The sequence below is a fragment of the Winogradskyella sp. genome, from assembly GCF_013213835.1.
Classification (GTDB): domain Bacteria; phylum Bacteroidota; class Bacteroidia; order Flavobacteriales; family Flavobacteriaceae; genus Winogradskyella.
The window spans coordinates 114,439-127,549 of record NZ_JABSSU010000007.1 but is presented as its reverse complement, the minus strand read 5'-3'; the positions used below and the strand labels follow the sequence as shown (position 1 = coordinate 127,549).

10 protein-coding genes are annotated in these 13,111 nt (G+C 33.3%); 9 read left to right on the top strand and 1 reads right to left on the bottom strand.

Annotation, left to right across the window (positions count from 1 at the left end):
- Window positions 1–4 precede the first annotated feature (4 nt).
- Complete coding sequence (gene rimK / locus HRU50_RS12095) at window positions 5–880, bottom strand: 30S ribosomal protein S6--L-glutamate ligase (protein ID WP_296351438.1); 876 nt, start codon at window positions 878–880, stop codon at window positions 5–7.
- Window positions 881–1,022: 142 nt separating this feature from the next.
- Here rimK and uvrC point away from each other — a divergent pair, with 142 nt between their 5' ends.
- The 9 genes from uvrC to pgi all read left to right on the top strand — a co-directional run bounded on the left by uvrC (window position 1,023) and on the right by pgi (window position 12,960).
- Window positions 1,023–2,816 (top strand): excinuclease ABC subunit UvrC, encoded by a 1,794-nt coding sequence (uvrC, locus tag HRU50_RS12090; protein ID WP_296351348.1) that lies wholly within the window; start codon window positions 1,023–1,025, stop codon window positions 2,814–2,816.
- Between the two features lie 4 nt (window positions 2,817–2,820).
- On the top strand, window positions 2,821–5,079 hold the full coding sequence (locus HRU50_RS12085) for a patatin-like phospholipase family protein (RefSeq protein ID WP_366927380.1): 2,259 nt from the start codon (window positions 2,821–2,823) through the stop codon (window positions 5,077–5,079).
- A gap of 210 nt (window positions 5,080–5,289) precedes the next feature.
- Window positions 5,290–6,447, top strand: coding sequence for a homogentisate 1,2-dioxygenase (locus HRU50_RS12080; protein ID WP_296351346.1), 1,158 nt, complete (start codon window positions 5,290–5,292; stop codon window positions 6,445–6,447).
- The gene (locus HRU50_RS12075; RefSeq protein WP_296351345.1) at window positions 6,448–6,951 is read left to right on the top strand and encodes a CCC motif membrane protein; all 504 of its coding nucleotides are present in this window, start codon (window positions 6,448–6,450) and stop codon (window positions 6,949–6,951) included.
- Window positions 6,952–6,967: 16 nt separating this feature from the next.
- Window positions 6,968–8,128, top strand: a complete 1,161-nt coding sequence (gene hppD, locus HRU50_RS12070) for a 4-hydroxyphenylpyruvate dioxygenase (protein ID WP_296351344.1) — start codon at window positions 6,968–6,970, stop codon at window positions 8,126–8,128.
- Between the two features lie 140 nt (window positions 8,129–8,268).
- A complete protein-coding gene (locus tag HRU50_RS12065; RefSeq protein ID WP_296351343.1) occupies window positions 8,269–9,063 on the top strand; it encodes a DUF3108 domain-containing protein in 795 nt (264 codons plus the stop codon).
- Window positions 9,064–9,067: 4 nt separating this feature from the next.
- Complete coding sequence (locus tag HRU50_RS12060; RefSeq protein ID WP_296351342.1) at window positions 9,068–10,000, top strand: tryptophan 2,3-dioxygenase family protein; 933 nt, start codon at window positions 9,068–9,070, stop codon at window positions 9,998–10,000.
- A gap of 12 nt (window positions 10,001–10,012) precedes the next feature.
- The gene (locus HRU50_RS12055; protein WP_296351341.1) at window positions 10,013–11,317 is read left to right on the top strand and encodes a peptidoglycan DD-metalloendopeptidase family protein; all 1,305 of its coding nucleotides are present in this window, start codon (window positions 10,013–10,015) and stop codon (window positions 11,315–11,317) included.
- The gene (gene pgi, locus HRU50_RS12050; protein ID WP_296351340.1) at window positions 11,317–12,960 is read left to right on the top strand and encodes a glucose-6-phosphate isomerase; all 1,644 of its coding nucleotides are present in this window, start codon (window positions 11,317–11,319) and stop codon (window positions 12,958–12,960) included. The genes HRU50_RS12055 and pgi overlap by 1 nt, the downstream gene beginning before the upstream one ends.
- Window positions 12,961–13,111: the final 151 nt, after the last annotated feature.

Genomic DNA, 13,111 nt, shown 5'->3' with positions numbered 1-13,111 from the left:
TTTTTTAATTTCTATTACGTTCAATAAACGTAATAATTGCTCTAGCAATATTTTTGTGTGTTGCACCTTCAATACCTTCAAGCCCTGGTGTAGAATTCACTTCCATAATTAATGGACCTCTTGAAGATTGTAACATATCCACGCCACACACAGGCAATTTCAATGCTCTGGCCGCTTTTATAGCTAACTTAAGTTCTGCTTCGGTAAGCTTTATTAAATTGGCAGTGCCACCACGATGAAGATTAGATCTAAATTCTCCTTCTCTACCTTGTCGTTTCATTGCTCCAACTACTTGCCCATCTACAATTAATGCTCTTAAATCTGCACCTTTTGCTTCTTCAATATATTCTTGTACAAGTGCTCTCGCTTGTAATCCGTTAAAGGCCTCAAGTACGGATTCCGCGGCGTTTTTAGATTCAGCCAAAACAACACCTAATCCTTGTGTACCCTCTAATAATTTTATAATTACTGGTGGGCCACCAACATGATCTAATACTTCCTCAACATCTCTAGAATAGTTGGTGAACACTGTTTTTGGCATACCAATACCGGCCTTAGAAAGACGTTGAAAACTTCTAAGTTTATCTCTACTTCGTATAATGGCATCAGAGGTGACTGTTGTAAAAACACCCATCATTTCAAATTGTCTCACCACAGCACAGCCAAAAAATGTCACCGACGCTCCAATTCTAGGTATAATGGCGTCAACATAATCTAGATAACGATCCTTATAAAAAATTGTAGGTTTTTCTTGCTCTATAATGATATCGCATTTTAAAGGATCTATAACTTCAATTTCATGACCTCTTTTTTCACCTTCTTCAATGAGACGTCTCGTAGAGTACAAATGTTCGTTTCTAGAGAGGATAACAATATTCATGATAATTCTTAAAGTGTCTAAAGTTAATAAGTATTTAAAGTTACTCAAACTTTTAGGTTTGTTTATTGAATTTAGCACATTTGGTTGTTAACTTTAATTACTCATAACTGGTAACTTATAACTTTTGCCTACTTTTGATTTAATGGCTGAAACTTCTTTAGAAATACAGATAAAAACCTTACCCCATCAACCCGGCGTTTATCAATATTTTGATGCTGACGAGAAACTTATATATGTAGGGAAAGCTAAGAATATTAAAAAGCGTGTTAGTAGTTATTTTACTAAGCATCATGATTATGGTAAGACACGTGTATTGGTAAAAAATATATCTACTGTAAAACATATTGTTGTAGAAACTGAGAATGATGCATTACTACTAGAGAACAACCTTATTAAGAAGTATCAACCTAAGTATAATGTAATGCTTAAGGATGACAAATCTTATCCTTGGATTTGCATTAAAAAAGAACGTTTTCCTAGAGTATTCCCAACGAGACGAGTGATTAAAGATGGCTCTGAATATTTTGGGCCATATACCAGCATGAAAACCGTTAAAACACTTTTAGGATTAATAAAAGGATTATATCAATTACGTACCTGTAATTATGATCTTTCTGAAGCTAAAATTGAAGCTGGTAAGTATAAGGTGTGTTTAGAATACCATTTAGGAAATTGTAAAGGTGGTTGCGAAGGCAGAGAAACAGAAGAAGCATATCAGGCAAATGTGATTGCTATCAGGGAAATATTAAAAGGAAACTTTAAAGATTCTTTGCAGCAATTTAGATCCCAAATGAGGCAGTATGCTGAAGCAATGCAATTTGAAGACGCTCAGAAAATAAAAGAGAAACTAGAAGTTTTAGAAAACTACCAATCTAAATCTACCATTGTCAATCCAAAGATTAGTAATGTGGATGTTTTTTCTATAGTAAGTGATGAGACCTATGCATATATCAACTTTTTGCAGTTAAGTTATGGTTCAATTATTAGATCTCATACATTAGAAATAAAGAAGAAGCTTCAAGAAACAGATAAAGAACTTTTAGAATTGGCAATTACTGAAATTCGTCAACGGTTCAATTCAAATTCAAAAGAGATTTATGTACCGTTTCAGGTAGATTTAGGAGAGCAAATTAAGGTGACTATACCTAAGCTTGGTGATAAAAAGAGCATAGTGGACTTATCAATTAGAAATGCAAAGTATTATCGAATGGATAAACTAAAGCAAATAAAAATTGTAGATCCAGATAGACATGCCAACAGAATAATGGCGCAGATGAAAGCAGATTTAAGGCTTTCGGTAGAGCCAAGGCATATTGAGTGTTTTGATAATTCAAATATTCAAGGAACAAATCCTGTTGCCGCTTGTGTAGTATTTAAAAACGGAAAACCAAGTAAGAAAGATTATAGACATTTTAATATAAAAACAGTTGAAGGTCCAGATGATTTTGCTTCAATGGAAGAAGTGGTTTTTAGACGTTATAAACGTCTGCTTGAAGAAGACCAACCATTACCACAACTCATAATAATAGATGGAGGAAAAGGTCAATTATCTTCAGCTTTAAAGAGTTTAGAAGTGTTAGGGTTGAGAGGTACCATTGCAATTATTGGTATAGCAAAACGTTTAGAAGAATTATTCTATCCAGATGATCCAATTCCTTTATATTTAGACAAAAAAAGTGAGACACTAAAAATCATACAGCAATTGCGTAATGAAGCCCATCGTTTTGGTATAGAGCATCATAGAAACAGAAGAAGTAAAGGTGCACTTACCACAGAACTAGAAAATATATCTGGAGTAGGTGAGCAAACGATTATCGATTTAATGAAACAATTTAAAACCGTTAAGCGTATTGCAAATGCCAAATTGGATGAGCTTGAAGCTGTTGTTGGAGTGTCTAGAGCGAGTAAAATTTATAATTACTATCATAAAGAATAATCTTTTGAAAACTAATCAATCAAATCAAAATATTAAGTGCTTTCTTAGGGTGCTTTTGGTAGTCATTCTATGTGTAAGTTTCAATACTATAAATGCTCAAGAGCAAAAAGAGCCCAAAGTTGGTTTGGTGCTAAGTGGTGGTGGAGCAAAAGGATTTGCTCATATTGGAGTATTAAAAGTCATTGATAGTCTTGATATTAAAATCGACTATATTGCTGGTACTAGTATGGGAGCTATAATAGGGTCGCTTTATGCTTCTGGGTATTCTGGTAAACAATTAGAAGCACTTTTTAATAAGACAGATTTTAACGAGTTAATTAATGACGAATTCACTAGAGCAACTAAACCATTTTATGAACGAGAGAACTCCTATAAGTACGCAGTAAGTTTACCTTTTGAAAATTTTGAAATTAATTTACCATCGGCACTTTCTAGAGGACAAAACGTTTATAATTTATTGTATCAAATGATGCTTCATGTTAATGAAGTCAAGGATTTTAATAATCTTCCAATTCCGTTTTTTTGTATTGCAACTGATATTGAATCGGGCGAATCTTTAGTTATGGATGAAGGTAGTTTAGCAGAGGCTGTTACTGCAAGCGGTGCATTACCTTCGCTATTTCAACCAGTTGTTATTGATGATAGAATATTAATTGATGGTGGCGTAACAAACAATTTTCCAGTTGAGTTGTTGAGAGAAAAAGGAATGGATATTATAATTGGTGTCGATGTACAAGATGCATTAAGGGATCGTGAACATTTAAAGTCTGCTGATGAGATTTTACTGCAAATCAATAACTTTCGTACTATTAAAGCAATGAAGGATAAAGCTCCTTTAACAGATGTTTATATTAAACCAGATATTACAAATTTTTCAGTAGTGTCATTTAGTGAAGGTGGAGATATAATTGCTAATGGTGAAGAGGCTGCAAGAGCTAATATTGAAGATTTAAAGCGTATTAAAAAACAGCAAAAATTCAATCCAGAGAGACCTGTAGTAACTCCGTTAGATAGTTTAAGGATTACAGGATTAGATTTCGATGGTAATAAGCGTTACACGAGATCATATTTAAGAGGTAAATTAAAACTTAGAAATGATAAAAAAATAAGTTATCAGAATTTTAAAGAAGGTATTAATAGTTTGATAGCGACTAACAATTTTGAGACATTTAGATATCAACTAAAAAAAGATAGTGTCGGATCTTACAAGCTTAAAGGTGAAATTAGAGAGACAGATGCTACAACTTTTTTAAAATTAGGTGTACACTATGACGGATTATATAAAAGCGCGGCTTTAGCAAATCTTACAAAAAAGAAGCTATTGTTTAATAATGATATAGCTTCGTTAGATGTCATACTTGGAGATAATACGCGTTATAATTTTGACTACTTTATTGATAAAGGATTTTATGTAAGTTTAGGTGTAAAATCTCGTTTTAATCAATTTAATAGAAACATCAGCCCTACTTTAATACAAGATGAGAATTCTAACTTAATTCAAGGTCTAAATAGAATAGATACAGAACTTACGGATTTTACAAATCAGCTATATATCCAAACTATATTTAGGAAGGATTTTTCATTACGTTTAGGTGCTGAGTATAAGCGATTAAAATTGACTTCAGAAACTTTACTTGAAGAGGAAGAGGACGAGGAAATTGTCTTCGAAAACACAAATTATTACAGTGTTTTTGGGAACCTCAAATTTGATAGTTATGATGATCCCTATTTTCCAAAAAGTGGTTTTTTCTTTAATGGTGATTTTCATTGGTATTTAAATGCAAATGGCCCTAATGTAAACTTTGACTTATTTTCTATAGCAAAAGCAGATTTAGGATATGCATTAAGCTTTACTGATAAGTTGGCCTTGCATCTACAGACCCATGGCGGTTTTAAAATTGGAGACAACTCGGCAAGAGCTTTAGGTTTTGCTTTAGGAGGTTACGGTCATAATTTTATAAATAACATTTCATCTTTTTACGGTTATGACTATATAGCACTGACAGGTGACAGTTTTGTGAAAGCAGTATTTACATTTGATTATGAATTCATAAAAAATAATCACATCATTTTAGCAGCTAACTATGCTAATATTGAAGATGGTATTTTTGAAACAGGTGAATGGCTTAGTTCACCAGATTTTAGTGGCTATGCCTTAGGATATTCGCTCGAAACTTTTCTTGGACCTCTAGAAGGTAAATACACGTATTCTCCAGAAACTGGCAATGGGTATTGGTTTTTTAATTTAGGATTTTGGTTCTAATTTATTTTTGTAATTTTAGACCAATGAAACCTTACTGGGAAGACATAAAGCTACACTTACATTTCTTGATCAAAAGGAATCCAGAATGACAATCCTGTCATGCTGAACTTGTTTCAGTATCGTATTTATATAATACATTTTTCGTAACTTTAAAGGTCAATGGTTTTGGCCATTAAGAGAACAGACAAAACACTAATTAACTAAATAATAATGCCATTTTATCATAAATTAGGACAAATTCCTCCAAAGCGCCATACACAATTTAAAAAGCCAGATGGCAGTTTTTACTATGAGCAATTGTTTGGTACTATAGGTTTCGACGGTATGTCAACAAATAGTTATCATGAGCAAAGACCAACACAGGTGAAAGCGATAAAGAAGCAATATAGTATAGCACCAAAGGTTGCTAAAGCTAATAATATGCAGTCATATCGTTTTCATGGGTTTAAAGTAAAACCAGAAGACGACTATTTAGATAGTAGAAAAGTTGTATTGACAAACAGTGATTGCAATATTATATTGGCTGCTCCAAAACAATCCACAAAAGATTATTTCTACAAAAACACAGATGCAGACGAGTTAATCTTTATTCACAAGGGCACTGGTAAGTTACGTACCATGTTAGGTAATTTAGATTTTAAGTATGGTGACTATTTATTAATTCCAAGAGGTATTATTTATAAAATAGATTTTGATACCGAAGATAACCGATTATTTATTGTAGAATCATACAGACCAATTTATACACCAAAACGCTATAGAAACTGGTTTGGTCAATTATTAGAGCACTCACCATTTTGCGAGCGTGATATTAGACGACCAGAAGAATTAGAAACCTATAATGAATCAGGTGATTTTTTAATCAATATAAAAAAGCAAGATGAAATTATAGAGATGGTTTACGCATCACATCCGTTTGATGTTATTGGTTATGATGGGTTTAATTATCCTTATGCCTTCTCTATACATGATTTTGAACCTATAACAGGTCGTGTGCATCAGCCACCACCAGTGCATCAAACATTTGAAACAGATGCATTTGTAGTTTGCAGCTTTGTACCGCGATTATATGATTATCACCCACAAGCTATTCCAGCACCTTATAATCATAGTAACATAGATAGTGATGAAGTCTTGTATTATGTCGATGGTGATTTTATGAGTAGAAATGATATTGATGCGGGCCATATCTCGTTACATCCAGCAGGTATACCGCACGGACCGCATCCTGGTGCAATGGAGCGCAGTATTGGTAAGGTAAAGACAGATGAGTTAGCTGTTATGGTAGATACCTTTAAGCCTTTAAAGGTCACAGAGGAAGCGCTAAAAATAGCAGATGAAGATTACTATAAATCTTGGTTAGAGTAAATGAGTCAAAATAAATTACCAGCAGATCCATTAGCACTTATTTTAGGTGTTGTATCATTAGTTTTAGGAATAGCAGGCTGTTGTTGTTATGGTTTTACAGCTATAATTCCGTTGATAATGGCAATTTTCGGCTTAATCCAGGCTAATAAAAGTCTTAAAGAATATGCAGAACACTATGAAGCATATTCACCCCAAACTAGAAGTAATGTCAATACAGGTAAGATTTTAAATATTATTGCCATTGTTTTTAATGGAATAATTGTATTTCTGACCATAATTGGTTTAATCTTTTTTGGTGCGGCATTATCGTCCGATTTTTTAGAAGATATTGAAAACAATAATCAGAACGACATAGACGAAGAAGTAATTTTAATCGAAGAAGATTCTACTGAAGGTACTTGGCAAGACGAAACTTATGAAATATCTAACGATACAATTTCTGAAGAAGTAGAAAAAGAAAAATCAATAGAAGAAATAATGAGAGACATAGACTCTCGATACTAAATAAAATAACTATATCATGGCAAAGGAGGTTAAATCAGTAAACTACGGTTTAGAAAAAATATTTGAAGGAGCACAAGATTTCTTACCGCTTTTAGGAACAGATTATGTAGAGTTTTACGTAGGTAATGCGAAGCAGGCTGCTCACTTTTATAAAACCGCATTTGGTTTTCAATCATATGCATATAGAGGCTTAGAAACGGGATCTACAGATGCTGTTAGTTATGTTTTAAAACAAGACAAGATAAAACTGATGCTTACAACACCTTTAAATAGTAAATCATCAATTAATGACCACATTGTAAAACATGGTGATGGTGTAAAAGTGGTAGCGCTTTGGGTTGATGATGCAAGAAGTGCTTATAAAGAAACCACATCTAGAGGTGCTAAGTCCTATCAAGAGCCTAAAGCAGATACAGATGAATTTGGTGAAGTAGTCACTGCAGGAATTTATACTTACGGCGAGACGGTTCACATGTTTGTAGAGCGAAAAAACTATGATGGCGTATTTATGCCAGGATTTGTTGAATGGAAAACCGATTATAATCCGCCTGCTGCTGGTTTAAAATATATTGATCATATGGTTGGTAATGTGGGCTGGAATCAAATGAACGTTTGGGTAAAATGGTATGAAGACGTTATGGGGTTTGAAAACTTCCTGTCTTTTGATGACAAGCAAATTCATACTGAGTATTCAGCATTAATGAGTAAGGTAATGTCTAATGGTAATGGTCGAATAAAGTTCCCAATTAATGAACCAGCTGAAGGTAAGAAGCGTTCGCAGATAGAAGAATATTTAGATTTCTATGAAGGAGCTGGTGTACAACACATCGCAGTAGCAACAGATGATATCATTAAAACGGTGTCTCAATTAAAGGCAAATGGTGTTGAGTTTTTATCTACTCCTCCAGAAGAATATTATAAAGCAGTGCCAGGACGATTAGATATTTTTGATCATGAGTTGAGAGAAGATATAGAAAAGCTCAAGGCCTTAGGTATTATGATTGATGCTGACGAAGAAGGTTATTTGCTGCAGATTTTCACCAAGCCGGTAGAAGATAGGCCAACGCTATTTTTTGAGATTATACAACGTATGGGTGCAAGAGGTTTTGGCGCCGGTAATTTTAAGGCCTTGTTTGAATCTATAGAGCGAGAACAAGCTAAACGAGGTACTTTATAATTCTATTGTTCACATATTAAATTAACTCAGGTTAATAGTTTGGGTTTTATCGTTTTTATATTTTTGGAATAGTAATTGTATTTAAGATTAATGTAACATATTAATTATGTGACATTTTTTAAATTTACAATAAAAGCGTTATGAAATATCTACTTACATTATTAATATTCTTTGCAGGGCTTAACCCTTCAAGCACAAAAACAGATTCAGCCTTTCAAAAAGGAGAATGGTTTAAGTTTAGAATGAGTTATAGCGGCTGGTTTAAAGCTGGTGAAGCAACTTTGAAGGTGAATGAAAAAAACCTGAATGGTAAATCCGTCTATCATGTCGTGGGTAAAGGAAAAACGACTGGTGCTGTTAATTTGTTCTTTAAAGTAAGAGACAGATACGAGAGTTATTTTGATAAAAATACTGGTTCGCCTTATAAATTTATCAGAAAAATAGATGAAGGTGGACATACTAAGGATATCGAAATTGATTTTGATCACAAAGAAGGGAAGGCGATTGTAAATAATAAGAAAAAGAAAAAAATCGATACGTTTTCTACTGAGAAAGATGTTCAAGACATGGTTTCAATGTATTATTATTTGAGAAATAGCATTGATGTGCCGTCATTAAAGATTGGTGATGAAATTCAGACGAATATGTTCTTTGATGAAGAGAATTATGGTTTTAAGCTTAAATTTTTAGGACGAGAAACAGTTAAGATTAGACTTAATGGAAATAGAGTGAAGATAAATGCACTTAAATTTAGACCATATGTCATGGCTGGTCGTGTATTTAAAGAAGAGGAAAGTTTAACGCTTTGGGTAAGTGATGATGAAAATAAAATACCATTAAAAATTCATGCAGATTTGGCTGTAGGTTCACTAAGAGCAGACTTAGAAGCATTCAAAGGATTAAAGTATTCTTTGCCAATAGTAATAGACAATTAAATATATGTCAGACCAACCTAACTTTGACGAAATTCTAAAAGAGCTTCAAGAAAAGTATAATAAAATAGACCAAGACACAGATGATCATTTATATGGCTTACTATACAGTAAGCCTATAACTTATTGGGACTATATACAAACAGATGCGTTATTAAATTTACAAATTCAGCGAACTACATTGCCAGATGAGATGGTATTTATTGCCTACCATCAAATAAACGAACTCATTTTTAAAATGATACTGCATGAAATTTCGCAAGTTGCAGAAAAGGAAGATTTAGATGTTGTGTTTTTTGAGAGCAAAATAATGCGCGTTAGTCGTTATTTTGATATGCTTACCACGTCATTTAATATCATGAGAGAAGGCATGGAGGTTGAGCAATATATGAAGTTTAGATATACCTTAACTCCTGCTAGTGGTTTTCAGAGTGCTCAATACCGTTTGATTGAGTTCGCATCTACAGAACTTATCAACCTTATTGATTACAGATTTAGAGAAAACATAGATAGAAATACACCATTCACACATGCTTTTGAGCATTTATATTGGCAAGCTGCGGGAAAAGATCATAAAACAGGTAAAAAATCCACACTTTTAGTTAATTTTGAGGCGCGTTATAAAGACGAGTTCTTAAGGTTTATGGAAACCTATAATACCAAGAATCTATGGACACGTTTTAAAGAGTTGCCAGAAGAAGATCAAAAAGATAAAGATTTAGTTAAGGCAATGCGACATTTTGATTATACAGTAAACGTTACTTGGGTAATGGCGCATTACAATGCTGCAAGACATTATATAGAAAGTGGACTTGGTGATGGTGAAGCGACAGGAGGTAGCGATTGGAAAAAGTATATGCATCCAAAATATCAAAGACGTATTTTCTTTCCAGACTTATGGACGGAAGAAGAATTAAAGAATTGGGGAAATAATTTATAATCCGCATTATTAATGCAGTTGAGAAGATTGATAGCAATTACCTTACTTTTGGTATTTGTTTCAGCATGTAAGGACGTCAAACCAAACGAAGACAGTAATGTACAACCTGTTGTTGTAAAAAAGGAAAAAGTAGAGTTTGGTTTTAGTGAAAAGCACTACGAGTTCAAAAGAGATACAATAAGAAAAGGTGATACTTTCGGTATCATTCTAGACCGCAACCACATAGGTTATCCCAAAATTTTTCAGATTGCCGAAAAGGCTAAAGATACTTTTGATATAGCTAGAAAACTTCAAGTAGGTAAGCCTTACACATTATTATTCCCAAAGGAAAACCTTAGTGATAGCATTAAAAAACCATCAGCTTTTATTTATCAGCAAAGTTTAGAAGATTATGTGGTGATTGATTTTAAAGACTCAATACAAACCTATAAAGGTAAAAAACCCATAAGGTATGTTGAAAAAACGGCTACTGGTGTAATAAAAAATAGTATTTCAGAAACTCTCGAAGAAAAAGGTTTAAGTTATAAGTTAGCTTATATTTTAGCAGACGATATTTATGCATGGACCATAGATTTTAGCCGTTTACAACCTGGAGATCGTTTTAAAGTTATATACACTGATAAATACATTAACGATAGTATTTACACAGGAGTACATGATGTAAAAGCTGCATATTTTGAACATAAAGGAGATTCGCTTTATGCCTTTGAGTTTGTTACTGACTCAATTAAAGGCATCAGAGATTATTTTAATGAAGAGGCAAAAAATATGAGACGTGCCTTTTTAAAATCACCTGTAAAATTTGGAAGAGTATCTTCTCGCTATAATTTAAAGAGAAGAATTGCATATTACGGTTACAAGATTAGACCCCATAAAGGTACTGATTTTGCCGCACCAATTGGCACACCAATTATGGCTACTGCAAATGGTACAGTCATCGAATCAACACGTCGTGGCGGTAATGGTAAGTATGTTAAGATTAGACATAACGATACATATACAACACAGTATTTACATATGAGTAAACAGGCTGTCAAAAAGGGGCAGTTTGTAAAGCAAGGTGACGTTATTGGCTATGTCGGTATGACTGGTAATACAGGTGGACCACATGTGTGCTATCGTTTTTGGAAGAATGGTAGACAGGTTGACCCATTCAAACAAAAATTACCACAAGCAGAGCCTATAGGTGATAGTTTAAAGGTGAAATACCTTGAGCATATAAAGCCAATTAAGAAGAGACTAGATGATATCTTTTTCTTAGATGCAGAGCCAAAAGAAAAAGTTAATACAATAACAGAAGATCAATCAATACAATAATGGGACTAAAATCAATCAATCCGGCATCGACAGATGCTTGGAAGAAGTTACAATCACATTTTGAAACAATACAATCTAAACATTTAAAGGAGTTATTTGAAGAAGATACTGAGCGCGTTAGTAAGCTAACACTTAGCTGGGACGATTTCTATGTAGATTTTTCAAAGAATAGAATCTCTGAAGAAACAATAGATGTTCTAATAGAGTTAGCAAATGAAGTTGATTTAAAAGATGCTATCTCAAAATACTTTGAAGGTGATATTATTAACGCAACAGAAGGAAGAGCAGTACTTCACACAGCACTAAGAACATCAGAAGACGCTGAGGTTTTTGTTGATGGTGAGAATGTGGTTCCTGAAGTTTTTGAGGTTAGACAAAAAATTAAAGCTTTTACAGATTCAATAGTAAATGGTGATCATAAAGGATATACTGGGAAAGCTATAACTGATGTTGTAAATATAGGTATTGGCGGTTCGGATCTTGGGCCAGCGATGGTTGTAGATTCACTTCAATATTATAAAAATCACTTAAACACGCATTTTGTAAGTAATGTAGATGGCGATCATTACAACGAGATCATAAAGAATTTAGATCCTGAAACAACATTATTTGTTATTGTTTCTAAGACATTCACTACGCAAGAGACTTTATCAAATGCGAATTCTATAAGAAGTTGGTTCTTAGAGTCTCTGCCAACAGAAGCAGTGTCTAAGCACTTTGTAGCGGTATCCACAAATATTGAAAGCGTAAAATCATTTGGTATCGATGAGAAAAATATCTTCCCTATGAAAAATTGGGTTGGTGGACGTTTCTCCCTCTGGAGTGCTGTTGGTTTATCTATCAGTTTAGCATTAGGTTATGAAAACTATGAAAGCCTTCTTAATGGCGCTGGTAAAATGGATGAGCACTTTAAGACCACTGATTTTAAATCAAATATTCCTGTTGTTTCTGCATTATTAACCATTTGGTATAACAATTTCTTTAAAGCAGAAAGCGAAGCTATTATTCCTTATACACAATACTTAAATCAGTTTGCTACCTATTTACAGCAAGGCATTATGGAAAGTAATGGTAAGTATGTAGATAGAACAGGAGATAAGGTTAATTACCAAACAGGAACTATTATTTGGGGTGAGCCTGGGACAAATTCTCAGCATGCCTTTTTTCAGTTAATTCATCAAGGCACAAAGCTAATACCAGCAGATTTTATTGGTTTTGTGCATTCGCTACATGGTAATAAAGAACATCACGATAAGTTAATGTCTAATTTCTTTGCGCAGACCGAAGCTTTAATGAATGGAAAATCAGAATCTGAAGTATTGTCTGAATTGAATAGTTCAGGGTTATCTGAAGAGGAAAAGGCAAAGTTACTGCCATTCAAGATTTTTGAAGGTAATAAACCAACAACTACCTTGTTAATTGATAAGTTGACGCCTGAAAGCTTAGGGAAACTTATAGCCATGTATGAGCATAAAATATTTGTTCAGGGAATTATCTGGAACATTTATAGTTATGATCAGTTTGGTGTTGAATTAGGTAAGCAGCTTGCAAATAAAATATTGAAAGAATTTAGCGGTGAAGCAATAAATAAGCACGATGCTTCCACTTCAAGTCTATTAGAACATTACAGAAAGAATTCTTAATGAATATTTAAAATTTTAGTAAAGCATTTAGGGTTCTCTCTAAATGCTTTTTTTGATTTAAATAAATAGTGAGTAATTGATTTTTTTTTTTGAAAAAATCAATTTTCAAAGGTTTTTTAAATATCACAAAAATTAGCCTTCGTAATTAGTG